The organism is Rhizobium sp. BK060 (assembly GCF_014193145.1).
In the GTDB taxonomy this organism is placed as follows: Bacteria; Pseudomonadota; Alphaproteobacteria; order Rhizobiales; family Rhizobiaceae; genus Rhizobium.
The window spans coordinates 238667-261533 of the sequence record NZ_JACHYW010000004.1 but is presented as its reverse complement, the minus strand read 5'-3'; the positions used below and the strand labels follow the sequence as shown (position 1 = coordinate 261533).

Here is a 22867-nt window from a genome sequence, read left to right as displayed (position 1 = left end):
GCACGATATGGCACAGATTCGACTCGATAATATCCGCAAGAGCTTCGGTGCGCTTGACGTCATCAAGGGCGTCTCGCTTGATATCCGCAAGGGCGAATTCATGGTTTTCGTCGGCCCGTCCGGCTGCGGCAAGTCCACGCTGCTGCGGTTGATCTCCGGGTTAGAGGACATCACCTCGGGCACGCTTTCCTTCGATGGCGAGGCGGTGAACCGCTACGCTCCTTCGAAGCGCGGCATTGCCATGGTCTTCCAATCCTATGCGCTCTATCCGCATATGACCGTGTTCGAGAACATGGCCTTCGGCATGAAGCTGTCGGGACGCACCAAGGACGAGTGCAAGGCCCGCGTCGAGCAGGCAGCCGGCATGCTGCAGCTGTCGCCTTATCTGGAGCGTCTGCCACGTCAACTGTCGGGTGGTCAGCGCCAGCGTGTCGCGATCGGTCGCGCCATCGTCCGCGACCCCAAGGTGTTCCTGTTCGACGAGCCCCTATCGAATCTAGATGCCGCTCTGCGCGTCGCAACGCGGCTGGAGATCGCAAAGCTTCACCGCAGCATGCACGGCACGACGATGATCTACGTCACCCACGACCAAGTCGAGGCAATGACGCTTGCCGACCGCATCTGCGTGCTCCGCGACGGCGTTGTCGAACAGGTCGGCACCCCGCTTGAACTCTACGAGACACCGAATTCCGTTTTCGTCGCCGGCTTCATCGGTTCGCCGAAGATGAATTTTCTGACGGGCGAATTTTCGGCACCTTACAACGCCCACACCATCGGCGTGCGGGCCGAACACATCGAGATCGTCCAGCAGGCGCCCGCCTGGACGGGAACCGTCATCCATTCCGAAATCCTCGGCTCGGATAGTTTCGTCTATCTAGACATCGGCATACCGGAACCGCTCGTCGTTCGCGAAACGGGCGTATCGAGCCATCAACCCGGCCAGAAACTCGGCGTCGCACCGGTTCAGGGCTACGTTCACCGCTTCGACCAATCCGGACGCGCGCTCGAGAGGATGCCCCTCAAAGGCGCGGCCTGACACCATCAAACCACAGGATCCGACCGCTTTCCCATCGGTTTCGGTCCGCTATCGCATGAAGGAGCAGCAACTTGGCTATTCGTACCATTGTCTGGGGTGAAAACATCCACGAAACAACCAATGCCATCGTTCGGGGCATCTATCCCGAAGGCATGCACACCACCATCGCCAATGCGCTGAACACCGATCCTGGTATCAGTGCGACGACAGCGACGCTGCAGGAGCCGGAACACGGCCTGACCGAGGCGCGCCTCGCCGAAACCGACGTGCTCACCTGGTGGGGCCACAAGGACCACGGCGCCGTTTCCGACGTCGTCGTCGAACGCGTCGCCAAGCGCGTCTGGGAAGGCATGGGCCTCCTCGTGCTGCATTCCGGCCACTTCTCGAAGATCTTCAAGCGCCTGATGGGCACGCCCTGCGCGCTGAAGTGGCGCGAGGCCGGCGAGCGCGAGCGTCTTTGGACGATCAACCCGCGCCACCCGATCGCAGCCGGCCTCGACGAAAACTTCGTGCTGGAGAACGAGGAAATGTACGGCGAGCAGTTCTCGGTGCCGGAGCCGCTCGAAACGGTCTTCATCTCCTGGTTCCAGGGCGGCGAAGTCTTCCGCTCGGGCCTGACCTGGCGCCGCGGGGCTGGTAACATTTTCTACTTCCGCCCTGGCCATGAAACCTATCCGACCTATCATGATGCCAACGTTCAGAAGGTACTCATCAACGGCGTGAAATGGGCCTATAACCCGCAGGGCGATCTGAAGAGCATCACCGATGCCCCGAATGTTCCGGTCGAAAAGGCCCTCGAGCCCATCGTCGAACGCGGCCCGCGGCTGCATCAGGCCGGCGAAGCCGGTTACCGCTGAGGAGCACACATATGCGACTACTCGTTCTTGGCACAGGCACGATGGCCAAAAACCAGGTTACCAACTTCCTCGCCATCGATGGCGTGGAAGTGGTCGGCGCCGTCGATACCGACCCGGCGCGCCTTGCCGAATTTGCCGATCACTTCCACATCGAGAAGCGTTTCCAGACGCTCGAGGAAGCGATCGCCTGGGGTGAATTCGACGCGGCCACCAACGTAACGCCGGATCGTATCCACCACCCGACCAGTCTGGCGCTGATCGCCGCCGGCAAGCATGTGTTTTGCGAAAAGCCGCTGGCGGAGCACTACGCCGATGCGCTGGAGATGACGGAGGCCGCGGAAGCTGCCGGCGTCATCAACATGGTCAACCTCACCTATCGCAACGTGGCTCCGCTGCAGCGCGCCCGCGAAATGGTGCTGGCCGGTGAACTCGGCACCATCCGTCACGTCGAGGCCTCCTACCTGCAAAGCTGGCTGGTCTCGCGCGCCTGGGGCGACTGGCGCACGGAATCGCGTTGGCTGTGGCGTCTGTCGACCGGCCATGGCTCGAACGGCGTGCTCGGCGATGTCGGCATCCACATCCTCGACTTCGCGGCCTATGGAGCAGCGACCGATATCGACCACGTCTTTGCCCGCCTGAAGACCTTCAACAAGGCACCGGGCGGCCAGATTGGCGAGTATCTGCTGGATGCCAACGACAGCTTCACGATGTCGGTCGATTTCACCAACGGTGCTCTCGGCGTCATCCACGCCACCCGTTGGGCGACCGGCCATCTCAACGAGCTGAAGCTTCGTATCTACGGCGAAAGGGGCAGCCTGGAAGTGATCCATCGTCCGGACGGTTCCGAACTGCGCGGCTGCTTCGGCGAGGACATCGAGAATGCTATTTGGCGTGATATCGAGGTCCCTGCAGTGCTGACAAATTACCAGCGCTTTGCCGAAGCGGTCAGAACCGGAAAGCAGGACGACCCGACCTTCCGCCACGCCGCAAACCTGCAGAAGGTCATCGACCTTGCGATCGTGTCGGAGAAGGAGCGGCGGGAGCTCAATCTGCTGGAGGCCTCTGAACAGGATAACCCAGCAGACAAGCGGATACCACCGCTGACGGTCGTCGTTTGACACAAGGCAACCAGCCGGAAGCGATAAAGGCCCGCTCATGCGGGCCTTCATCATTCGAAGTTACCGTAGGCGATCTGCGAGCAGACCGATCGAAGTTGCATCGGCATTGGCGAAAGCGAGCCGGAGATAGTGCTCCTGCCCTTTTCCGAAATAGCTTCCCGGCAGGCAAACGACGCCCGCTTCCTTCGCCAGACGCTCTGCGACAGCGGCTGAGCTGAGATCCTCGAAGGGATGGCGGATAAACGCGAAATAGGCGCCGACCGCGCCGATCTCCCAGCCTGGCAGTCCCGACATCACGGCCCGCAAGGCATCGGCACGGCGCGCGATCTCCAGGCGGTTTTCCGCCCGCCAATCCGCAAGGATCGGCATCGCCGCGGCAACGGCAACCTGCGCGGCGCGCGGCGCGCAGATCTGCATGTTGTCCATCACCTTGGTGATCTCGGCGATGACGTTGACCCCAGCCGTAATCGCTCCAAGACGATGGCCGGGAATGCAGAAGGACTTCGAGAAGCTATAGAGCAGGATCAGCGTGTCTTCCCAGCCCGGGATCGTCAGCAGCGGATGCGGAGCGCCGTAGCCCTTGGGAAGGAAGTCGCGGTAGGTCTCGTCGACGATCAGCCATGCCCCATGCTTGCGGCAGAGCGTGAACAGCTCAAGCAGCAATTGAGGCGGATAGATCGCCCCCGTCGGATTGTTCGGCGTCACGACCGCCAGCACCTTGGCGCCGCCGACCAGAGCCCTTTTTGCCGACTGAACCTCGGGCAGGAAGCCATTTTGCGCGTCGCAGTCGACCAATACACGCTTGATGCCGAGCATCGACAGCGTCGTCTCTTGATTGAAATAGAACGGATTGGTCAGCGCCACCGTATCGCCCGCGCCGGCAAGCGCGATTGCCGCTGACATGAAGGCTTGGTTGCAGCCCGCGGTGATATGAATGTTGGCGGCGGAAACCGACGCCCCATAGACATCAGACATATGCTGGGCATAGACGTCTCTCAGCACGCCCTCACCTTCGATCGGACCATAGCCCGTCGTCTTTGGCGAAGATGCCGCTTCGCCAAGCAACCGCAGCATTTCGGGATGGGCTGGATAGCCGGGCACCGCCTGCGAAAGATCGACCGGGGACCCCTTGGCGCCCTTGTACTCGCGAGCCCAGGCAAGAACCGAGGGAATGGGTGGCGGAGACAGGCGGGAAACAAGCGGATTGGCAAAGGCAGACATGCAGATCTCTTATCGAACGAGGTGAACCGTCACTCCTGCACGGAATGGGCCTGCTCGGCAACATGCATTCAAGAATGTCGCACAGGGATCTTCACGAACCGCAGCAGGCCTTGAGTTTCGATAACTTCGGCACCTTGATATGTCTGTTGGCGATGATCGAGATCACGCCATCAGCTTTCAGTTTCGACATCTGGCGGGAGACCGTCTCGATCGTCAGCCCCAGGAAATCGGCAATATCGGCTCGCGACAGCGGCAGGTCGAATTGGCGCTTTTTTCCCACAGCCTCGGGATCGAGATGGGTCGCGATCAGCAACAGAAAACTCGCGACCTTCTCCGCCGCCGTCTTGCGTCCGAGCGTCACCATCCAGTCCCGCGCTTCGTCCAGCTCGCGCAGCGTCTGTGCCATGAGGTGTCCGGCAAGCGCCGGGTTATTCTTGACCATGCGCTCCAGCGCAGCCTTCGGAACGCGACAGAGATTGACGTCAGAAGCCGCCTCCACCGACACGGCATTCTCGTCCGCATTCAGCCTGCCGAGAAGATCAGGCGCGAACTGCAAGCCGACGATTTGCTGGCGCCCGTCCTCCAGCGTCTTCGTAAGCTTCACGACCCCGCGGATCACGGTGGCGTAGGATTCGGCCGGCATCTTCTCGCCGGCCAACTCATCGCCAGCTTCATGATTGACCAGGCGGGTATGCGCGGAAAGCGCTAGCAACTCGTCGGCGCTGAGTGCGCCGCACATGCCCTTGTGGCGAACCTCACAGCTCATGCAACGTACTGGTATGTCTGAATTATGTATGTCTTTGCGCATCAAATCAGCTCCGCGCAAAAACATAGACTACGGCCACCGCTGGAGAAACAGCGTTTTCTTGATTGAAATCAAAGTGTCGTCATCCGGGGCGAGCTGGGGCGGCTTTCTGTGGCCGCGACACCAAATTGCCGCAGCCCTCATTTGCCAATTGCCCGTGGAGCCGACCCAGTTATAGTGATTTCAGAAATTTCTGAAATTACAGATATAACGGAAACCGAGATGAACCTTCCGCCGCTTATTCAATCCTTCGTCCTGCACTTCGGTGAAATGGGCTCGCGCTGGGGCATCAACCGCACGGTCGGCCAGATCTACGCCCTGCTCTACGTATCGCCATCGCCGCTCTGCGCCGAGGAGATCACCGACGCTCTTGGCATTTCCCGCTCGAACGTCTCGATGAGCCTACGCGAACTGCAGACCTGGAACCTCGTTCTGCTGAAACACAAGCCGGATGACCGGCGCGACTTCTTCACCACACCCGATGACGTCTGGCAGATCCTGCGGACGCTGGCGGAAGAGCGCAAGAAGCGCGAGGTCGATCCGACGCTCTCGGTGCTGCGGGAAATCCTGATGCAGCGGCCGGCAAGCGAAGCAGAACGCCACGCGCAAGAACGTATGAGCGAGATGCACGCGCTGATCGAACAGCTAACGCATTGGTATGAGGACGTAAAACAACTTGAAACCGAACGGCTTGCGACGTTACTCTCCTTAGGTGCGAAAGTGACGAAGCTGTTGGAGGCCAAGGACCGAGTCGTTTCGCTCGGCCGCAGCCGCCGGCCCAATCCTGCGAACAAGAGTTAGCGCTATGGGGAGTGCTTGCTTAGACGCAAAAGGAAAGCAGGCTTTCGGCAAGCCGGGAAAAGCTGTGTCCGGACAAGGTGGCTTGCGAAAGGCAGCTGCCGTCCAGACCCTGGCATCGCTCATATGGATCCCGCAGGCGGCACTTCTCGCCACCGCAGTCGGCCGCATCGCAAAGGGCGGCGGCTTCGACGACGTCTTGTGGTTTGCCGTCTATATCGCGTTGCTTGGCATAGCGAAAAGCTGTCTCGAGGCGGCTGGCGGCCGCATGGCATTTCGCGCAGCACGCGCCGAACTGACGGCGCGGCGTGAACTGGCCGTCACAGCCCTTGCCCGGCGCTCGCCGATCGACAGCACAAGACCGAGCTCCGGCGAAGCCGCAAGCATCATCGGCGAACAAGCCGAGATGATCGTTCCCTGCCTCTCGCGCTTTCAGCCGGCCCGCTTCAAGGCAAGTGCCGTGCCGATGGTCATCCTTGGCTGCGTCGTCCCGATTTCCTGGATTGCCGCTCTCATTCTCCTTTTCGCCATGCCGTTGATCCCCGTCTTCATGGCGTTGATTGGCTGGCGCGCGCAGGCTGCAAGCGAGAAGCAGCTGGCAGCAACCGGCGGCCTCAACGGCTTCCTCCTGGACCGCCTGCGTGGGATGGCGACCATCCGTTCACTCGACGCCGTCGATGCGACCGCAACGAGGCTCAGAGCCGACGCCCACTCGCTGAAGGCTCACACCATGGCTGTGCTGAAGATTGCCTTCCTGTCGTCGGCCGTGCTCGAGCTCTTCGCGGCCCTGGGCGTCGCGCTGGTCGCCGTCTATATCGGCTTTTCCCTGCTCGGAGAAATTCGCTTCGGCGCCTGGACAGGCGGCCTCGATCTGACGACCGGCCTCTTCGTCCTGCTGCTTGCGCCGGCTTTCTTCGAGCCGCTGCGCGAACTTTCGGCCGTCTGGCATGACCGCGCCGCCGGCGAAGCTGCGATCAAGGCGATCGATGCGCTGAATGCGGATGGCCTGATGCTGCCCGTTGCGAGCGATGCATCCAAAGCCGAAACAGCAGTCGGCGCCATCCGACTGGAGAATGTCAGCTTCCGTTATGGCAAGAACAGCAACACCGCCATCGACGACTTCAATCTGCGCATCCATCCCGGCGAGCACGTTGCCCTGCTCGGTGCCAGCGGCTCGGGCAAATCCACCCTCCTCGCACTGATCGCCGGCCACGCGACCTGCAAAACCGGCAGCGTCACCATCGACGAACAGCCGGCCAATCCGACCCTTCATGCCAAGGTCGCCTGGGTCGGCCAGAAGCCGCATATGTTTGCAGGCACCATCGCAGGCAACATTTCGCTCGGTCGGCCGGACGTTTCCATGCGGGCCGTGACAGAAGCACTCGATCTTGCCAAGCTCAGCCGCTTTGCCCGCAACCACGCTCGACGTCCGCTTGGCGATGGTGGCATGGGAGTTTCCGGCGGCGAAGCGCTACGCCTCGCCATCGCCCGCGCCGCCTGCAATCGGGAAGCCTGCATCGTACTTGCCGACGAGCCGACCGCGCACCTCGATGCTGAAACCGCAAGCGAGATCACCGAGAGCCTGCTTGCCCTTGCCAAGGGCCGCACGCTTGTCGTCGCAACCCATGATCCGCGGCTTGCCGCGAGCATGGACCGGACCGTCCTGCTCGATCCCGAAACGACACGGGAGGCGGCTGAGTAATGAGCGCATCGCTTTCCAACCTCAAGCCGATCGTCAAGCTCTTCCTGGCCGAGCGCCGCCGGGGTTTGCTCCTCGGGGCAGCGCTCTCCGCGACCACGGTATCGGCAGGAATTGCTTTGCTCGGCCTCTCCGGCTGGTTCATTACCGCAGCCGGCATCGCCGGACTTTCGGCAGCAACGATTGCCACCTTCGACGTCTTCATGCCGTCGGCCGGCATTCGCCTGCTTGCGCTCGGCCGGACCGCCTCGCGCTACGGCGAGCGGCTGACGACCCATGACGCGACGCTCAGCGTACTCGCCGCTCTGCGCGAGCGCCTGTTCCGCGGATGGGCAATGCCCGGTGCCGCACGGGAGCTTGCTCGCCGGCCCGCCCGCCTGCTTTTCCGCCTAACGGGCGACATCGATGCGCTCGACTCCCTCTATCTGCGCGTGCTGGTTCCAGCCGGCGTTGCGGTCGCTGCGGCGATTGCCGCAAGCGTGGCGCTTGTGCTGATGCATCCGCTCTTCGGACTGGCCGTCGGCATCGTGCTGCTTGTCGCCGGTCTCGGCATTCCCTTCGTCGCCGGACGCCGGGCCATGAAGCATGCCCGCCGCCGCGCCCACGGCATCGAGGCCGTTCGCGCCCGCACCATTGATCTCGTCGCCGGCCAGACCGACTTGCTGATGGCCGGACGCCTCGACGCGCGGCGTGCGGCGATCGCAGATGCCGATCACTATGCCGCCGGCGCCGACGACCGCCTGAACCGCATCGAAGCCGGTGTCACATTCGGGTTCGGGCTTACGTCAACCGCCCTACTTAGCGGTTCGCTACTGGCTGTTGCAGCCCTGGCCGGAGCAGGCACGATCAGCCCGCCGGTCGCCGCGCTTGGCGTGCTGATTACCTTCGCCGCGGTCGAGCCCTTCGGCGCTCTGCGCCGCGGTGCGATGGAGCTCGGCCGAACCTTGCTCGCCGCCGGCCGCATCGCGCCGCGCTTGTCGGCAAATGCAGGCGCGCACCGCAATGCTGCATCGGCTCCCGGCGTGGCATTTCGCCTGAACGAAGTGACCGCGGGATATGACGCGGAAATGCCTGTGCTACGCGACATTAACCTCGATCTGAAGGCCGGCGAAAAGCTCGCTCTAATTGGCGCAAGTGGCGCCGGCAAATCGACCCTGCTTTCGCTCCTGGCAACTGAAATGCGGGCCACTCACGGATCCATCGAATGTCTCAACGCCACGCTGCTGACCCAACGCACGGAGCTTTTCCGGGACAGCCTGCGCTGCAACCTCCAACTGGCACGACCTGACGCCGACGACCAAGTGCTCCGTGAAGCACTCGCCGCCGCAGGCCTCCTCTACGATATCGTCGTACTGCCGCGCGGCCTCGACACGCCGCTTGGCGAAGGCGGCATGGGGCTTTCGGGCGGTCAATCGCGCCGCCTCGCCCTCGCCCGCCTCTTTTTGCACGACGCGCCGCTGTGGCTGCTGGACGAGCCGACGGAAGGCCTCGATGGCGCAACCGCGCGCGACGTCATGTTTTGTCTGGCGCAAAAGGCGCAGCAACGCTCGCTCGTCATCGCCACGCATATCCGTCGGGAGGCCGCGATCGCGGACATCATCGTAGTCATGGACGACGGGCGCATCACAGACGTTTCGCGCCGTGGAGAGGCGGCATTCGAAAAGGCTTTGAACCGGCTGAGACCGGACTGAACCACACATGACCGCCAGGCAATCCGGTTTGGCGGAACCCTTCGTACCCCGTGGGACCGTGGGAGAAAGACAATGGAACTAGACATCGTCGCGCTATCGCGCTTCCAATTTGCGCTGACTGCGCTTTACCACTTTTTATTCGTGCCTTTGACGCTCGGGCTTTCCGTACTGCTCGCCATCATGGAAACCGTCTACGTCATGACGGGCCGCCACGTCTGGCGGCAGATGACGAAGTTCTGGGGCGTACTCTTCGGCATCAACTTTGCGATCGGCGTCGCCACCGGCATCGTCATGGAGTTCCAGTTCGGCATGAACTGGAGCTACTACAGCTACTATGTCGGCGATATCTTCGGCGCCCCGCTGGCCATCGAGGGTCTCATGGCCTTCTTCCTTGAGGCAACCTTCGTCGGCCTGTTCTTCTTCGGATGGGACAAGCTTTCGAAGGTCGGTCACCTCGTGGCGACATGGTGCGTGGCGCTCGGCTCCAACTTCTCGGCGCTCTGGATCCTCGTTGCCAACGGCTGGATGCAGAACCCGGTCGGCTCGGCGCTCAACCCGCAGACGATGCGCATGGAAATCACCAGTTTCTTCGACGTGGTCTTCAACCCCGTCGCCCAGGCGAAGTTCGTCCATACCGTCTCAGCCGGTTATGTCTGTGCGTCGATCTTCGTGCTCGGCGTCTCGGCCTGGTACCTACTAAAGGGCTGGCACCTCGAAATCGCCAAGCGCTCGATGACGGTCGCGGCATCGTTCGGTCTGGCATCGGCGCTTTCGGTCGTCGTCCTCGGTGACGAAAGCGGCTACCTCGCAACCGAAAACCAGAAGATGAAGCTCGCCGCCATCGAGGCGATGTGGGAGACCGAACCGGCACCCGCCGCCTTCACCGCCTTCGGCTTTCCCGACCAGGAGGCACGCGAGACACATTTCGCCGTTCACATTCCTTGGGTGATGGGTTTGATCGGCACCCGTTCGCTGACGACGGAGATACCCGGTATCGACAAGCTCGAGCAGCAGGCGGAAGCCCGCATCCGCGACGGCATCAAGGCCTACGACGCGCTGATGCAGATCCGCGCTGCAGCAACACCGGACGGTATCGCGCCTCAGGTCCGCACCTCGTTCGAGGAACTGGGACACCAGCTCGGCTACGCTCTTCTTCTGAAGCGCTACGTTGACGATCCGCGCCAGGCGACTGAGGCGCAGATCGCCCAGGCCGCGCATGATACCATTCCGCATGTGCCGACCCTCTTCTGGTCGTTCCGCATCATGGTCGGGCTCGGCATGTTCTTCATCGTCCTGACGGCGACCTTCTTTTGGCTTTCGGCACGGCGACACCTGGATAAGTACCCATTCCTGCTGAAGATCGCCGTTTTCGCGATCCCGCTTCCCTGGATTGCCATCGAAGCAGGCTGGATCGTTGCCGAAATTGGCCGTCAGCCGTGGGTTATCGAAGGCGTTCTGCCGACGGCAATGGCGGTGTCGAGCCTCGGCGCAAGCACGGTTCTGCTGACCATCGTCGGCTTTGCTGCGCTCTATACAACGCTCATCATCGTCGAGATGACGCTTATGATCAGAGCCATCCAGAAGGGACCGGAGCCGGACGACGAGCCGCAAGCAGAGCTTATTTCCGAAACCCTCGTTCCCGCTGCGGAGTGACCCGTCATGATCCTGCACGAACTGATAGACTACGAAATCCTGCGCTTGATCTGGTGGCTGCTTCTCGGCGTACTCCTGATCGGCTTTGCCGCCACGGATGGCTTCGATCTCGGCGTCGGCACGTTGTTGCCTTTCGTCGCCAAGACGGATACGGAGCGCCGCGTCGCCATCAACACGATCGGCCCTGTCTGGGAAGGAAACCAGGTCTGGCTGATCGTTGGCGGGGCCGCTACTTTCGCCGCCTGGCCGCCGCTTTATGCGGTGTCGTTCTCGGGCTTCTACCTCGCGATGTTCGCGATCCTGTTCGCGCTCATCCTGCGCCCGGTCGGCTTCAAGTACCGCTCGAAGCGCGAGAGCGCCCGCTGGCGCAACAACTGGGACTTCGCGCTGTTCGTCGGCGGTTTCGTACCGTCGCTGATCTTCGGCGTCGCCGTTGGCAACGTGCTGCAAGGCGTGCCGTTCCGCTTCGACCCGGCTGACATGCGCATCTTCTACGAGGGCTCGTTCTTTGGCCTTCTCAACCCTTACGCCCTGCTTTGTGGCCTGCTCTCGGTCGCCATGTTCGTCATGCACGGCGCTTCCTGGCTCGTCCTGAAAGCAAGCGGGCCGGTCGCCGAGCGGGCCAGAAGCTATGGCAGCCTCGCCGCGCTTGCCGTCATCATCCTTTTCGCGCTCGGTGGCCTCTTCCTGGCGCTCGCAGTGAACGGCTACAGCATCACCAGCGAGATCAACCCGGCCGGCCCGTCGAACCCTCTGCTCAAGACGGCCACCCACGATGGCTCCTGGCTGGCGAACTATAGCACCTACCCGTGGATGCTGATTGCGCCGACCCTCGGCTTCCTCGGTGCAGCAGCAGCCTTCCTCGCCCTCCGGGCAAAATGGGAAGTCGCTACCCTGCTCTTCAGCAAGCTCTCGATCTTCGGCATCATCTCGACCGTCGGTCTCTCGATGTTCCCGTTCATCCTGCCCTCCTCACTCGACCCGAGGTCGAGCCTGACGGTATGGGATGCCTCGTCGAGCCACACGACGCTGTTCGTCATGCTCGTCGTGTCGCTAATTTTCCTGCCGATAATCGTCGCCTACACCGCCTGGGTTTACAAAGTCCTCTGGGGCAAAGTCGACGAGAAGACGGTCACCGACAAGAGCGGCCACGCCTACTGAAGGAGAAAAACGATGTGGTATTTCGCATGGATCCTCGGCCTACCTCTGGCCGCCGCCTTCGCCGTCCTCAACGCGATGTGGTATGAGTTGATGGACGACGAGGCCAAGAAGCGAAAGCAGTAGCGCTTAGTTCTCATTGAAAACAACGAAGGGACGCGCTTGCACGAGCGTGTCCCTTTGCTTTGAGCGATACCGAGCCGCAGAGGTTCAGTAGCTTGCCTCGACGAAAATCCGGGCCAGAGCTTCGACGCCGGCCTGATCCTCGGCGTCGAAGCGCGACGCGGTCGGGCTGTCCAGATCGATGACGCCAAGAATTTTACCATCGTGATGAAGCGGTACCACGAGTTCCGAACGCGACGCGGCGTCACAGGCGATATGCCCGGGAAACGCATGTACGTCCTCGACGAGGATCGAAGCCCCCTTTTCCACAGCCGTACCGCAAACACCGCGGCCGACCGCAATGCGGACGCATGCCGCCTTCCCCTGGAACGGCCCCAGAACCAGCTCGCTATCCGACTTGAGGAAGTAGAAGCCTGCCCAGTTCAGGTCCGCCATCATTTCGAACATCAGAGCCGACGTATTCGCGGCATTGGCGATCGTATCGCTTTCACCGTGCAGCAGGCCCTTAAGCTGCTGGCAAAGCTCCGCGTAGAAATCGACCTTGTTGGTGGAATTTATGGTCGCGGCTTGAAACATATCCGTTGTCGCTTCTGTTTGCGTGGTGAGCGTCGATATAGGGGCATGCATCCCGATTGCCAAACGCAATCGTGATGAGCAGGATCGACCTTCATCTCACTAGATGGTGATAGTTATCAGCAACCATCTTGTCGGTCGATGATCCGACTCTATCTAGTGCCCTGTCACGACCTGTTGCGGATCGCGACCCAAGTCGGCCGGCAGCTGCGGTTTGCGCGCACGGCGATATCGGGCGACGGTTAGGTAAAGCGCCTGCCGCCCCCCTCATTGTTAGAGCATTCCGACGAGCGGAGCAGCTATTTCGGCAGAGCTGTGCAAGAAGTCATGAAACCGCTTCGGCTGGGCAGATAGATCCATTGATTTCAAGCAGAGGTAAGGACAATGACACCGGAAGACAGACGGGCGGTTTTCAGCCACCGCCAGATAGCGGCAATTATTGAAGGCATCACCCAGGAAGACGGCACCGAAGAGCCGATCACGGGAAAATCGCTTGGCGAGGCGATCCTCTTCGTATCGGAAGAAGCGGCGACCAGCGCATCCAGCGCCCATGTCATTTACGGCGACAACGGCTCGCTTAGCTACACCGATTGCCTGAGCGTTTACCGCGACTACGGCGTGGCTCTTCGCCAGACCCCTAATTAAAACAGCACTGGGCGCGAGCCGCGCCCAGTGCTCTTCCCCGTAAGCAAAAGGATGCAGTCGATATGGCGAAGCGAAGTGCAGGCCTGCTGATTTACCGCCTCCACGATGGTGGCTACGAGGTTCTCCTGGTTCATCCGGGGGGACCCTACTGGGCGAAGAAGGACATCGGCGCCTGGTCGATCCCCAAGGGCCTCGTCGACGAGGACGAAGATGAACTTGATGCGGCAAGACGTGAAGCCCGCGAAGAACTGGGCGTCGACGTCGAAGGAAGCTTTCATCATCTCGGGGAATACAAGCAACCCGGTGGCAAGATCGTTGTTGCCTGGGCCGTCGAGGCCGACATCGATCTGGAAGCAACTGCCAGCAATCGCTTCCGGATGGAGTGGCCGCCGCGCTCCGGCGTGATGGTGGAATTTCCAGAAGTGGATCGAGCCGAATGGTTCACGCTGGCGGATGCGGAGCGAAAGATCCTGAAAGGTCAGCACCCCCTGCTCGTGGATTTCCTCCGACGGCGCTCGCAAAGTCCCCTGGAGGCATATGCGAGCTGATAAATGATGACAGCCGGGCTTGCGATTGTGCATGGCAGCTATTCGCAATCGGCTCTCGCGTTGCCGCCGGCGGTCCGTAAGAGTTCAAAGACTCTCCTGCGGACGATTCTAAATCCATGACAGCCCATTCTTCGCCGCTGCGCGGTGTTCTCGTCGCGTTTGGCGCCTATGCCGTATTTGCCTTCAGCGATGCATCGATCAAGATATTGCATGGCGGGGTGCCCGCCTATCAGATCGCCTTCGTCGGCGCGCTATTCGGCTGCGCCGCGCTGCCCTTCATCAAAGGCAGAGATGACACCTGGCGCGATATCTTCAGAAGCACGAACCGCACGCTTTGGCTGCTGCGGTTCGTCTGCGGCGCAATCGGAGCAATCGCTTCGATCATCACATTCACAAAGCTGCCGATGGCTGAGGCCTTCTGTCTGCTGTTCCTTCTGCCGTCGTTCGTGACCATTCTGTCCGTCATCTTTCTCGGGGAAGACGTACGCTGGCAGCGCTGGGCCGCCGTCATCGTCGGCTTCATCGGCGTTCTGGTCGTGCTCCGTCCGGGCTTCCGCGATTTGTCGGTCGGTCATCTTGCGGCGGCGATCGGCGGCCTGGCTGCAGCAATCTCGATCGTCATCATGCGAAAGATGGGGCCGGCCGAAAAGCGCCTGTCGCTGTACGGCGCAGCCTTGCTCGGCACACTTGCCGTCAGTGGCATTCTGATGCTGTCGGAGATGGTTGTTCCAACCCCGCGCCAGTGGTTGTTCATCGCAAGCTATGGCCTGCTTGGCGCGGCCGGTAACGTGCTGCTGATGACAGCCGCGCGGCTGGCACCGGCAAGCCTGGTCGCCCCTCCTCAGTACAGCCAGATGCTGTGGGCGATCGGATTCGGATATCTGATCTTCGACGACACGATCGACCTGCCAATGGCTGCCGGCATCGTTCTCATTATCTGCTCGGGTTTGCTGACGCTGGCGCGCGAAAACAAGCGTGGCACGCCCCTGCCGCGAGCCGTCGTTTCAGCCGACAACCAGGCGCCGCTTGCAACATCGACCGACGAGACCGGCGACGTGGAGCAACCAGCTCAATTGGCCGCGCACGCGATCCCCTAAGTGCTAAAAAACCGCCTTTGCCGGAACCGAATGACGTTGGCAAAGGCGGATTTCTATTTTTTTCAGAGTCTGGTGATCGGGACCGTTAGCGGCGCAGGACCGGGCAGCCGCGGATATTGCCGAAGCTGATTTCATCGGCGCCACGGCGCGTCCAGCCCTCGACGATCACGCGGCGAGGCGTGACGTCGACCACGCGGGCACGACGAAAGCCGTAGTCGCGCGCGATATCTTCTGCGAGCCGCGGGTCACAGCCACGCGGACGCGGCCGCGGGCGATCATAGTCAGGCGGTGGCGGGCGATAGTAACCGGGAGGCGGTGGCGGGCGACCACCGCCAATGTAGACGTCTACCTGAGCGGATGCCGGTGCAGCTGCTCCGGCAACAGTGCCGGCGGCGAGCAGCGTCGCAAGCCCCGCCTTGGCCAGAAATTGCATCATCGAAAGTTCTCCATCGGGGTGCGGCAGAGCCCTTCCCCATTCGATACACTCTTACCGGCAAGGTCAGGTCCAACCTTTCCGGATCTGCGCATTCATATGCGATTCGCACAAAGCAGGGCGAAAATGGCGCGGCCAAGGCAAGCTGACGGCGCCATTGTGGACGACGCCAATCAGCGGCGGATCAAGGGGCATCCGCGAACGTTGGCGAACACCATCCGGTCCCAGCCCCGATAATTGCGGCCGGAAACGACCAGACGCCGCGGCGTGACGTTCGTGACGCGCGCGTAGCGCAGACCTGTCCAACGTGCCTTCTGGACAGCTTGCACGGGCGAGCAGGCATACACGGGACGGTATTGGGCATCGACAGCTGGTGCACGTCCCCATTCCGAAGCCGAGGCGGTCGGTGCCGCGAACGGGTTCGATGCCAATGCGATAAGGGCGGCAAACGAAGCCTTGGCGATGAAATGGGTCATGACACTACTCTGTGAACGGTTGCCTACATCTCCCACCCGGGATTGTGGTGACCATAACCCTCTGAAAATGAATGATCTTCGAACCGGCCGTTCAGTTCCGGTTCAGCCGCTCAGATGCAGCACGATCTCGCGCCGATGCGGCCGGTCGCGGTGTTCGAACAGGTAGATCCCCTGCCACGTGCCGAGCGCGAGCCGCCCGCCGACAACCGGAATGCCGATGGAAACCTGCGTCAACGCAGCCTTGATATGCGCCGGCATATCGTCCGGTCCTTCGGTGGTATGAACAATCCAGCGCATCGAAGGGTCGGAAGCGGGAGGCACCAGTCGGCGAAAGAACGCATCGAGATCGGTGCGGACGTCCGGGTCGGCGTTTTCTTGAATGAGCAGCGAGCATGAGGTGTGGCGCACGAAAACGGTCAGCAGGCCCTCGGCCGCGCCGCTGGCGCGAACAAAGGACGCGGCCTGCGCTGTAAATTCGTATAGGCCCTGGCCTCTGGTGGAAATGCTGATGACCTTCTGGGCCATGGCTGCGATTCCGCTTACGTCTCTTTTACGAGACGTGGCGTTGAGCTGCCCTCATGTCAATGCCGCTTCTGCCCGCTGCTCAAAGCTGCAGAAAGGGAACGAACCCACCAAAGATCATCCGCTTGCCATCGAAGATCGACTTCCACGCGTCGCCTTGAAGACGAGGGTCCGCCATCACTTTCGTCATAATGTCATCGCGCTCCTGGCGTGAGCCATAAACGATCCAGGAAAAAACCACGACTTCGTCGTCCGCCGCCTGCACAGCGCGCGGAAACGAGGTCAGTTCCCCATACGGCACGTCGTCGGCGATGCATTCCACAAACTCTTTTGCGCCGTAGGACTTCCATACTGCGCCGGTCGTGGCGGAAAAGGCCTTGTACGCCTCAATGTTCTTCTGCGGTACGGCCACGACGAACCCATCGACATAGGACATGTTTTTCTCCCTTTTTACGTTGTTGCAAGTCCAAGGACAGACGGAGTTGGCTTGGACCGACATCCCTCCTCAAGTTAAGATTAGGCAGCATCGGCGATAGGCAAGTGAATTGCCGCCAACTTCCGATCAGGAATAATTCGCTGCCGGTTGTCGGCAAGCCTCCTCTTTCAGCGTCCTTGCCACAGATTAAGCGCCAGGAGGACGACCGATGCAGAAGATCACACCTTGCCTTTGGTTCGATAACCAGCTCGACGACGCCATCAGCTTTTATAGGGCGATATTCAACAACGCCGGGGACCCGCAGGTGAAGCGAGGCCCGGATGGAAAGGCATTTGCCGCGACGTTCGACCTGGAAGGCCAGCAGTTCATGGGTCTGAACGGAGGTCCTCAGTTCAGGTTCAGCGAGGCTGTCTCATTCTTCGTTCGTTGCAAGGATCAGGCGGAGGTCGACTACTACTGGGAACGGTTGCTCAATAGCGGCAAGCCGCAGCAATGCGGCTGGCTGAAGGACCGGTTCGGCGTCTCCTGGCAGATCATACCCGACGCTTTGATGCGCTATCTCAACGATCCGGACGCGGAAAAGGCCATGCGTGTGCAGGCCGCGATGATGCAGATGGTGAAGATCGATATCGCGGCGCTCGACGAAGCCTATGCAGGCTGAGCGCCGGACATCTCGATAAGCCGGGCCCGATCCTTCGCCTGTATCTCGGCCTCCTGGCACTGCGTGGTGACGCGCAGGCTGCGGAACTGCTCTACGAGAAAATCGACGAGCGCCCGAACTGCTGTCGGCAGACCTCGCGTTGCGGTGAAGACAAGGTAGATCGTCGCCTGGGACATCTGGTGATTGGGCAGAAGGCGCACGAGCCTGCCATCGCGAATTCCCTCGGCGCAGATATGGTCGGGCAGAAGCCCGACCCCTACCCCGGCGTATATCGCTTCCAGCACGGCCGCGACGCTGCGGCAGCTCATGCGCGGCTTGTGCTGATGCCGGTATCGAGTGCCATCGGGTCCGGTGAACTCCCAGACGTCCCAGTCCTGCCACTCCGTCAGCGGCCCGGCAAACGACACCGTCGGAGCGTCGACAAGACTTTCGACACCTTCGATGGACGGCAGCGAACTTGCAACGTTCTGGTTCGCCACAAGGATCAGATCCACCTTGCTGAGCACGCGCATCGTCAGTTCGGAGTCCGTCTCTTCGGCCAATTGCGCGCGAACCGCGAGATCGAGGCGCTCGTTGATGATGTCGACCCGTCGATCCGTACTGAGTATCTGCAGCTGAACCTTGGGGTAACGGTTGAGAAACGCCGGGATCATGGCGCCAAGCGAGCCATCCAGCAATCCGTGAGGCACGCTTATGCGAATCTGCCCCTGCGGTTCGCCGGTCGCATCGTTGATGGCCTTCGCGGCACGATCCGCTTCACGCAGTATGTTTTCGCAGTGATTGTAGAAGGCGCGTCCGATTTCCGTCACGCGGAATCGATTGACCGTCCGCTCCAGTAGCCTGACGCCGAGTCTTGCCTCCAGCGCTGTTATGTGCCGACTGAGCTTCGATTTCGGCATGTTCAGCACCCGCCCGGCGGCGGAAAAGCCATTGTGACGAACGACTGCGGCAAAATAGACGAAATCGTTTAGATCCTGGAAAACACCCTCTGCGTTCAGCATCGGGCACCCCTTTCAGATAGGCCTGCGACCGTTATCGCTTACCGTTACTAAGGGGTAATGCCAACCGCATGGAACGAGAATTCGTTCCAAATTTGGAACACTGCGTTCCAATCGGTGCCCTTCAATTTGGCCTCCGGCGGGACTATCTGCGCTGAGATTTCCTTTGGCACCATTGCAATGATGGCGTCAGACGCGCTCCCGCGAGCCCCTGAGAACAGCATGACGATCACTATGCGCCGCACAAATGCGGCGCAAAGGAGTCGTATGATTAAGTATTTGATATTGTTACATAAAAACAACACGACACATCAAAGAACTGTCGCAAACAGGGATTTTGCTACCGGGAGAATTGATAGATTTAATCAAGGATGAAATTAAGGCTTCAGCGGTTCGCTGATCCGCCAGCCGAAAGGCAAACTATCGGAACGGCCCCATCTCCCCTGGCGGCGGTTCAATCGAAAAGGAAATGGATTTCAAATGAATATACGGATGGCATTGTTGACCTCCGCCGCAGCGTTTGCTGCTGCGTCCTCGCCGGTCTTTGCTGCTGACGCAATCGTTGCAGCAGAACCCGAGCCGGTTGAATACGTCCGCGTCTGCGACGCGTACGGCTCAGGCTACTTCTACATCCCCGGCACCGAAACCTGCCTCAAGATCAATGGCTACATTCGTTTCCAGGTTGACGGCGGTCCGGATGAGAAGGGTACGTCCGACTGGAACGCCTTCACACGCGCCCAGGTACAGTTCACCGCCAAGAGCGACACGGAATATGGCCCGCTGACCGGCGTCATCGTTTTCCGCAACAACGGCGACAACAGTTCGACCAGCACCATTCTGGATTCGGCATACATCGATATCGCCGGCTTCCGCGCTGGTCTGTTCTACTCGTGGTGGGATGACGACCTTTCTGGCGAGCCGGACGTTCTCTCCAGCTTTGAAACGCTGCACAACTCCATCCGCTACCAGTATGAAAACGGTGACTTCTACGCCGGCATCAGCGTAGACGAACTGGAAGACGGCTACTTCAAGACCGGCGAAAACCCGAACAACGTCGGCATTGCCTTCGGCGTTGGCGGCAAGGCTGGCGTAGTCAGCTACCAGGTGATCGGCGGCTACGACACTGACAACGAAGAAGGCGCTGTCCGCGGCATGCTCTTTGCGGATATCGGCCCGGGCACGCTCGGCCTGGCAGCTATCTATGCGTCTGGCCCGAACTCCTACTACTCTCAGTCGGAATGGACGGTTGCCGCCGAATACGCGATCAAGGCTACCGACAAGTGGACGATTACCCCGATGGCCCAGTACTTCGGTAACTACGTCCCTGATCTTGACAACTTCCACGGCGATTCTTTCGACGGTCTGGGCGATGCCTGGAAGGTCGGCATCACCGTCGACTATCAGATTGTCGACAACCTCTACGCCAAGGCAACGGTCGACTACACCGATCCGGACGACGCCGACGAAGTGACCAAGGGCTTCTTCCGCCTGCAGCGCGCGTTCTAATTCAAAATCCCGGCGCCCTGGATCAACCTTGGGCGCCGCCCAGTATTGCGTTTTCTGATCCGATTGACCTCCGATCAGTTACGGGGACTGGTCCGGTTTCCCTGCCGGACCGTCCTTGCTTTTCCTCCCAAGCATGCCACTGCTTCCGCAGCAAGATATCTCGATCAATGGGGTGCAGGGCCCGAGCGGTTCCGATATCGAACGCTGCGCTCACCTCGATGGGCGCTTGCGCCTAACCCGGGAACTCCTCGAGAGAGTCCACCCGATCGGGGTAGAAGGCGAGATGCTCCTTGATCTCGCTGACCGCAGCATACGGATTTTCATAGGTCCAGATCGCATCCCCGGCGATGTCACCACCCGAAACGATGTTGAAATACGAGGCCTCCCCCTTATAGGGGCAATAGGTATGGTGGTCACTTCGGGTCAGAAGCGCCATGTCGACATCAGCGCGCGGTATGTATTGCACGGCGGGATAGGACGCTTCCTGCAGCGTCAACGCGTTGCGACTGTCGGCAATGACCTGACCGCCGAGCTTTACGACGACGCGCGCCGGATTGGGCCTGACGGTAATTGGATGATCGGGACCGGGTATCTTCATCGGTTGCGCAGACATCGGCAGCTCCTTTCGGCCAGAAACCAGATATAGGAACCGACGTGCCGAATTTCATGAGCCGGTCAAACGAACGGAATCGCGCTGGCTTCATCCGAGTGGCGAATCTGTGCTCATCGTATTGTGCCTTGGCCACGTTCTACCTCGCCATCGTCGCCCGTCGCTGAAACAACCCAAGCCCAACGACCGCCGCCAGCACGCAGGCGACGCCGGCGACTTGGTAGAAATGCAGCGGTTCACCGAGCATCACGAAGGCCATAAGCAACGCCGAAACCGGTGCGACTGCGGTGAAAAGCGAGGCCTCAACCCCACTCACACGCTCCGCCCCCGCATACCAGAGAATGAAGCCGGCAACAGTCGGCACCAGCGCGTAATAGATCACCGCCGACATTGCACCGGCAGGCAATGCGCTTGGCACGCCCTCCGCCAAAAGTGCCGCGACCATGGCGACAAGGAAGCCAATCCCCGTCATCAACGCGGATTGTGTCAGCGCCGGGATCGATGAACTGAGGTTCTTGTTCAGGAGGATGAACAGGCTTTCACAGATCACGGCCCCGAAAACCAGCGCGTTGCCAAGCAGGGATCCACTGCCTGCGCCGGGCGAAAGAGCAATGAAGAGAACACCGGTTGCCGCCAGCGCGATCGCCAATACCATCGATGAATGGGGTCGCTCGCCCAGAACCGCAACGGAAAGCGCCCCGGCCACGACCGGCAGCGTCCCGATGATGACACCGGCGTCGGCGGCGGTCGTCAGCTTCAGGCCGGAGATCAGCAAAGTCGTGTAGCCAACGCTACCCGCCCCGGCTTGAACGAAGAGGATAATCCAGTCCCGAAACGGCAAGTTTGGCAAGCGCGTCCGGGTCATGCGCATCAAAAGCACAAAGAACGGGAAGGCTGTGGCAAAGCGCAGAGCTGTCGCCGTGAACGGCGGCATGCCTGAAGCAATGACCCGACTTGCGATCACCGTGCTGCCCACTGTGATCATCGCCAAAGTCAGATAGAGGTAACCTTGCAAATGTCGCTGCATCGTCTTCTCCCGTTTGCGCAGAAGAAAGACGAAAAACGTCTGGCAATCTTGTATGAAATTGCAGCGCGGTCAGGCGACCGCATTTGCATAGGCGCGCGGAGAGACCCCATATTTCCGGACGAACACCCGTGTCATATGGCTTTGGTCGACGAAGCCGCTGGCAAGGGCAGCCTCTGCCAAGGGCGCGCCGCCGGCGATCAGGCGCCTGGCAAGATGGATGCGGCGCTGAACCAGATAGGCATGAGGTGTCAGGCCGGTCGCCTTGGCAAAACCGCGCAACACCTGGAACCGGCTGAGCCGGCTTGCGCGGGCAAGGTCCGATAGACAGATCGCCGCAGTCGGATCGCAGTCGATCATTTCCTGCGCGGTTGAAATGGACTGAGGACCAACCTGCCCTTCATTCGGCAGGACCTCCGCAACGACACGCGCGACGATTTCAAGGATGGCTTCCTCATGCTGCATTCGCGGTTCCCCGGAACTGGTCACCAGCCCAAAGGCTGCCTCGAAGTGCGCGGCAATCGCTTTGTCGTGCAATACCGGATGCGGAATCTCGACAGCCGATCGCCGTCCCTCCGTGATCTCCGACACATTGGCAGCGATCATCTCGGGATCGAAGTAGAGTATCCTCCACGACCTCCCCTCGCCGATCGGCGAGCCATCATGCACTTCGTTCGGGTTGACCGTGATGATATCGCCGGCACCCGCCTCAACCATCCCGCGGCCGCTCAGGGACTTTTGCGCACCTGACGAAACCAGCCCGATGCCGAATTGCTCATGCGTATGGCGCGCGAAGCTTTGGTTGCTATCGGCAGCCACCGCCTCGATGCCGGGAACGACCGACCTGAACATGCGAAATTGACTGCGGGCCATGCGTACGCTTCCAGAGGTGACACCTTATAGTGCCAGCCCAGACGACTGAAAACAATGCAGCGGCAAGTCGGCCGGACGCCGCGAGCGCGTCAGCGATCAATGCTTATTGGCTTGGATCAATGGATCGTTTCGCGAAAATCGTCGCTGGCAAGAATCGCAAAGACATCCTCAAGCGCGGCGACCAGGATGTCAGTGAGCTCGTCCCCGCGATTTTCGACAAAGGCAGCCTTGGTTGCCTCATCGTGTAATTCGAAGAAGCGCTCGATCTCATTCGACATCTCATTGTCCTTTCACGCGCCACCGACA

The 22867-nt window shown here is 60.7% G+C and carries 26 protein-coding genes; 14 read left to right on the top strand and 12 right to left on the bottom strand.

Features of this window, described 5'->3' with window-relative positions:
• Window positions 1-7 precede the first annotated feature (7 nt).
• The 3 genes from FHT71_RS06740 to FHT71_RS06730 all read left to right on the top strand — a co-directional run bounded on the left by FHT71_RS06740 (window position 8) and on the right by FHT71_RS06730 (window position 3011).
• Entirely contained in the window at window positions 8-1036 is a 1029-nt protein-coding gene (locus FHT71_RS06740) for an ABC transporter ATP-binding protein (RefSeq protein WP_132588714.1), read from the top strand.
• Window positions 1037-1107: 71 nt separating this feature from the next.
• Window positions 1108-1893 (top strand): ThuA domain-containing protein, encoded by a 786-nt coding sequence (locus FHT71_RS06735; protein ID WP_132588715.1) that lies wholly within the window; start codon window positions 1108-1110, stop codon window positions 1891-1893.
• Between the two features lie 11 nt (window positions 1894-1904).
• Window positions 1905-3011: a Gfo/Idh/MocA family oxidoreductase gene (locus tag FHT71_RS06730; protein ID WP_007790161.1), complete on the top strand. Its 1107-nt coding sequence runs from the start codon at window positions 1905-1907 to the stop codon at window positions 3009-3011.
• 60 nt (window positions 3012-3071) lie between these two features.
• Here the strand turns inward: FHT71_RS06730 and FHT71_RS06725 are convergent, their stop codons facing one another.
• Complete coding sequence (locus tag FHT71_RS06725; protein ID WP_132588716.1) at window positions 3072-4232, bottom strand: aminotransferase; 1161 nt, start codon at window positions 4230-4232, stop codon at window positions 3072-3074.
• A 91-nt stretch (window positions 4233-4323) separates the two neighbouring features.
• Entirely contained in the window at window positions 4324-4971 is a 648-nt protein-coding gene (locus tag FHT71_RS06720) for a Crp/Fnr family transcriptional regulator (RefSeq protein ID WP_132588868.1), read from the bottom strand.
• A 288-nt stretch (window positions 4972-5259) separates the two neighbouring features.
• Here FHT71_RS06720 and FHT71_RS06715 point away from each other — a divergent pair, with 288 nt between their 5' ends.
• From FHT71_RS06715 to cydX, 6 genes are all read left to right on the top strand, one after another.
• Window positions 5260-5838, top strand: a complete 579-nt coding sequence (locus FHT71_RS06715) for a GbsR/MarR family transcriptional regulator (protein WP_132588717.1) — start codon at window positions 5260-5262, stop codon at window positions 5836-5838.
• 4 nt (window positions 5839-5842) lie between these two features.
• The gene (gene cydD, locus FHT71_RS06710) at window positions 5843-7537 is read left to right on the top strand and encodes a thiol reductant ABC exporter subunit CydD (RefSeq protein WP_132588718.1); all 1695 of its coding nucleotides are present in this window, start codon (window positions 5843-5845) and stop codon (window positions 7535-7537) included.
• A complete protein-coding gene (cydC, locus tag FHT71_RS06705) occupies window positions 7537-9225 on the top strand; it encodes a thiol reductant ABC exporter subunit CydC (RefSeq protein WP_132588719.1) in 1689 nt (562 codons plus the stop codon). Before cydD ends, cydC begins: the two co-directional genes overlap by 1 nt.
• Window positions 9226-9297: 72 nt before the next feature.
• A complete protein-coding gene (locus tag FHT71_RS06700) occupies window positions 9298-10878 on the top strand; it encodes a cytochrome ubiquinol oxidase subunit I (protein ID WP_132588720.1) in 1581 nt (526 codons plus the stop codon).
• 6 nt (window positions 10879-10884) lie between these two features.
• Complete coding sequence (gene cydB / locus FHT71_RS06695; RefSeq protein WP_132588721.1) at window positions 10885-12039, top strand: cytochrome d ubiquinol oxidase subunit II; 1155 nt, start codon at window positions 10885-10887, stop codon at window positions 12037-12039.
• 12 nt (window positions 12040-12051) lie between these two features.
• Window positions 12052-12162 (top strand): cytochrome bd-I oxidase subunit CydX, encoded by a 111-nt coding sequence (cydX, locus tag FHT71_RS06690; RefSeq protein WP_007790147.1) that lies wholly within the window; start codon window positions 12052-12054, stop codon window positions 12160-12162.
• An 84-nt stretch (window positions 12163-12246) separates the two neighbouring features.
• On the opposite strand, the gene FHT71_RS06685 is transcribed toward cydX, so the two are convergent.
• On the bottom strand, window positions 12247-12735 hold the full coding sequence (locus tag FHT71_RS06685; RefSeq protein ID WP_132588722.1) for a GAF domain-containing protein: 489 nt from the start codon (window positions 12733-12735) through the stop codon (window positions 12247-12249).
• Window positions 12736-13116: 381 nt separating this feature from the next.
• Here FHT71_RS06685 and FHT71_RS06680 point away from each other — a divergent pair, with 381 nt between their 5' ends.
• The 3 genes from FHT71_RS06680 to FHT71_RS06670 all read left to right on the top strand — a co-directional run bounded on the left by FHT71_RS06680 (window position 13117) and on the right by FHT71_RS06670 (window position 15022).
• The gene (locus FHT71_RS06680) at window positions 13117-13377 is read left to right on the top strand and encodes a hypothetical protein (protein ID WP_132588723.1); all 261 of its coding nucleotides are present in this window, start codon (window positions 13117-13119) and stop codon (window positions 13375-13377) included.
• Between the two features lie 62 nt (window positions 13378-13439).
• On the top strand, window positions 13440-13925 hold the full coding sequence (locus tag FHT71_RS06675; protein ID WP_007790141.1) for an NUDIX domain-containing protein: 486 nt from the start codon (window positions 13440-13442) through the stop codon (window positions 13923-13925).
• A 116-nt stretch (window positions 13926-14041) separates the two neighbouring features.
• Window positions 14042-15022: a DMT family transporter gene (locus FHT71_RS06670; protein WP_183719316.1), complete on the top strand. Its 981-nt coding sequence runs from the start codon at window positions 14042-14044 to the stop codon at window positions 15020-15022.
• Between the two features lie 85 nt (window positions 15023-15107).
• Here FHT71_RS06670 and FHT71_RS06665 read toward each other — a convergent pair whose 3' ends face one another.
• The 4 genes from FHT71_RS06665 to FHT71_RS06650 form a co-directional block, all read right to left on the bottom strand.
• The gene (locus tag FHT71_RS06665; protein ID WP_007790139.1) at window positions 15108-15458 is read right to left on the bottom strand and encodes a hypothetical protein; all 351 of its coding nucleotides are present in this window, start codon (window positions 15456-15458) and stop codon (window positions 15108-15110) included.
• Between the two features lie 170 nt (window positions 15459-15628).
• The gene (locus tag FHT71_RS06660) at window positions 15629-15931 is read right to left on the bottom strand and encodes a hypothetical protein (protein ID WP_183719315.1); all 303 of its coding nucleotides are present in this window, start codon (window positions 15929-15931) and stop codon (window positions 15629-15631) included.
• Window positions 15932-16033: 102 nt separating this feature from the next.
• Complete coding sequence (locus tag FHT71_RS06655; protein ID WP_132588726.1) at window positions 16034-16456, bottom strand: secondary thiamine-phosphate synthase enzyme YjbQ; 423 nt, start codon at window positions 16454-16456, stop codon at window positions 16034-16036.
• Window positions 16457-16535: 79 nt separating this feature from the next.
• Window positions 16536-16889, bottom strand: coding sequence for a DUF1428 family protein (locus tag FHT71_RS06650; protein WP_007790135.1), 354 nt, complete (start codon window positions 16887-16889; stop codon window positions 16536-16538).
• A 208-nt stretch (window positions 16890-17097) separates the two neighbouring features.
• Between FHT71_RS06650 and FHT71_RS06645 the strand changes: the two genes are divergently transcribed.
• The gene (locus tag FHT71_RS06645; protein WP_132588727.1) at window positions 17098-17550 is read left to right on the top strand and encodes a VOC family protein; all 453 of its coding nucleotides are present in this window, start codon (window positions 17098-17100) and stop codon (window positions 17548-17550) included.
• On the opposite strand, the gene FHT71_RS06640 is transcribed toward FHT71_RS06645, so the two are convergent.
• The gene (locus FHT71_RS06640; protein WP_132588728.1) at window positions 17538-18551 is read right to left on the bottom strand and encodes a LysR substrate-binding domain-containing protein; all 1014 of its coding nucleotides are present in this window, start codon (window positions 18549-18551) and stop codon (window positions 17538-17540) included. The two genes, FHT71_RS06645 and FHT71_RS06640, sit on opposite strands and share 13 nt — an antisense overlap.
• A gap of 477 nt (window positions 18552-19028) precedes the next feature.
• Between FHT71_RS06640 and FHT71_RS06635 the strand changes: the two genes are divergently transcribed.
• Window positions 19029-20054: a porin gene (locus FHT71_RS06635; protein WP_132588730.1), complete on the top strand. Its 1026-nt coding sequence runs from the start codon at window positions 19029-19031 to the stop codon at window positions 20052-20054.
• A gap of 232 nt (window positions 20055-20286) precedes the next feature.
• Here the strand turns inward: FHT71_RS06635 and FHT71_RS06630 are convergent, their stop codons facing one another.
• The 4 genes from FHT71_RS06630 to FHT71_RS06615 form a co-directional block, all read right to left on the bottom strand.
• Window positions 20287-20667, bottom strand: coding sequence for a DUF427 domain-containing protein (locus FHT71_RS06630; protein ID WP_007790126.1), 381 nt, complete (start codon window positions 20665-20667; stop codon window positions 20287-20289).
• A 136-nt stretch (window positions 20668-20803) separates the two neighbouring features.
• On the bottom strand, window positions 20804-21691 hold the full coding sequence (locus FHT71_RS06625; protein ID WP_132588732.1) for a DMT family transporter: 888 nt from the start codon (window positions 21689-21691) through the stop codon (window positions 20804-20806).
• 69 nt (window positions 21692-21760) lie between these two features.
• A complete protein-coding gene (locus FHT71_RS06620) occupies window positions 21761-22561 on the bottom strand; it encodes an AraC family transcriptional regulator (protein ID WP_183719314.1) in 801 nt (266 codons plus the stop codon).
• Between the two features lie 116 nt (window positions 22562-22677).
• Entirely contained in the window at window positions 22678-22839 is a 162-nt protein-coding gene (locus FHT71_RS06615) for a hypothetical protein (RefSeq protein ID WP_165933048.1), read from the bottom strand.
• Between the last annotated feature and the right edge of the window lie 28 nt (window positions 22840-22867).

What these genes read in the sequence shown, in the direction of transcription:
- FHT71_RS06645 (WP_132588727.1), top strand. Translation starts at nt 17,098, where the DNA reads ATGCAGAAGATCACACCTTGCCTTTGGTTCGATAACCAGCTCGACGAC.
- FHT71_RS06670 (WP_183719316.1), top strand. Translation starts at nt 14,042, where the DNA reads ATGACAGCCCATTCTTCGCCGCTGCGCGGTGTTCTCGTCGCGTTTGGC.
- FHT71_RS06635 (WP_132588730.1), top strand. Translation starts at nt 19,029, where the DNA reads ATGAATATACGGATGGCATTGTTGACCTCCGCCGCAGCGTTTGCTGCT.
- FHT71_RS06630 (WP_007790126.1), bottom strand. Translation starts at nt 20,667, where the DNA reads ATGTCTGCGCAACCGATGAAGATACCCGGTCCCGATCATCCAATTACC.
- FHT71_RS06665 (WP_007790139.1), bottom strand. Translation starts at nt 15,458, where the DNA reads ATGATGCAATTTCTGGCCAAGGCGGGGCTTGCGACGCTGCTCGCCGCC.
- FHT71_RS06675 (WP_007790141.1), top strand. Translation starts at nt 13,440, where the DNA reads ATGGCGAAGCGAAGTGCAGGCCTGCTGATTTACCGCCTCCACGATGGT.
- FHT71_RS06740 (WP_132588714.1), top strand. Translation starts at nt 8, where the DNA reads ATGGCACAGATTCGACTCGATAATATCCGCAAGAGCTTCGGTGCGCTT.
- FHT71_RS06660 (WP_183719315.1), bottom strand. Translation starts at nt 15,931, where the DNA reads ATGACCCATTTCATCGCCAAGGCTTCGTTTGCCGCCCTTATCGCATTG.
- cydC (WP_132588719.1), top strand. Translation starts at nt 7,537, where the DNA reads ATGAGCGCATCGCTTTCCAACCTCAAGCCGATCGTCAAGCTCTTCCTG.
- cydD (WP_132588718.1), top strand. Translation starts at nt 5,843, where the DNA reads ATGGGGAGTGCTTGCTTAGACGCAAAAGGAAAGCAGGCTTTCGGCAAG.
- cydX (WP_007790147.1), top strand. Translation starts at nt 12,052, where the DNA reads ATGTGGTATTTCGCATGGATCCTCGGCCTACCTCTGGCCGCCGCCTTC.
- FHT71_RS06625 (WP_132588732.1), bottom strand. Translation starts at nt 21,691, where the DNA reads ATGCAGCGACATTTGCAAGGTTACCTCTATCTGACTTTGGCGATGATC.
- FHT71_RS06650 (WP_007790135.1), bottom strand. Translation starts at nt 16,889, where the DNA reads ATGTCCTATGTCGATGGGTTCGTCGTGGCCGTACCGCAGAAGAACATT.
- FHT71_RS06640 (WP_132588728.1), bottom strand. Translation starts at nt 18,551, where the DNA reads ATGCTGAACGCAGAGGGTGTTTTCCAGGATCTAAACGATTTCGTCTAT.
- FHT71_RS06725 (WP_132588716.1), bottom strand. Translation starts at nt 4,232, where the DNA reads ATGTCTGCCTTTGCCAATCCGCTTGTTTCCCGCCTGTCTCCGCCACCC.
- FHT71_RS06730 (WP_007790161.1), top strand. Translation starts at nt 1,905, where the DNA reads ATGCGACTACTCGTTCTTGGCACAGGCACGATGGCCAAAAACCAGGTT.
- FHT71_RS06655 (WP_132588726.1), bottom strand. Translation starts at nt 16,456, where the DNA reads ATGGCCCAGAAGGTCATCAGCATTTCCACCAGAGGCCAGGGCCTATAC.
- FHT71_RS06715 (WP_132588717.1), top strand. Translation starts at nt 5,260, where the DNA reads ATGAACCTTCCGCCGCTTATTCAATCCTTCGTCCTGCACTTCGGTGAA.
- FHT71_RS06700 (WP_132588720.1), top strand. Translation starts at nt 9,298, where the DNA reads ATGGAACTAGACATCGTCGCGCTATCGCGCTTCCAATTTGCGCTGACT.
- FHT71_RS06680 (WP_132588723.1), top strand. Translation starts at nt 13,117, where the DNA reads ATGACACCGGAAGACAGACGGGCGGTTTTCAGCCACCGCCAGATAGCG.
- cydB (WP_132588721.1), top strand. Translation starts at nt 10,885, where the DNA reads ATGATCCTGCACGAACTGATAGACTACGAAATCCTGCGCTTGATCTGG.
- FHT71_RS06615 (WP_165933048.1), bottom strand. Translation starts at nt 22,839, where the DNA reads ATGTCGAATGAGATCGAGCGCTTCTTCGAATTACACGATGAGGCAACC.
- FHT71_RS06620 (WP_183719314.1), bottom strand. Translation starts at nt 22,561, where the DNA reads ATGGCCCGCAGTCAATTTCGCATGTTCAGGTCGGTCGTTCCCGGCATC.
- FHT71_RS06685 (WP_132588722.1), bottom strand. Translation starts at nt 12,735, where the DNA reads ATGTTTCAAGCCGCGACCATAAATTCCACCAACAAGGTCGATTTCTAC.
- FHT71_RS06720 (WP_132588868.1), bottom strand. Translation starts at nt 4,971, where the DNA reads ATGTGCGGCGCACTCAGCGCCGACGAGTTGCTAGCGCTTTCCGCGCAT.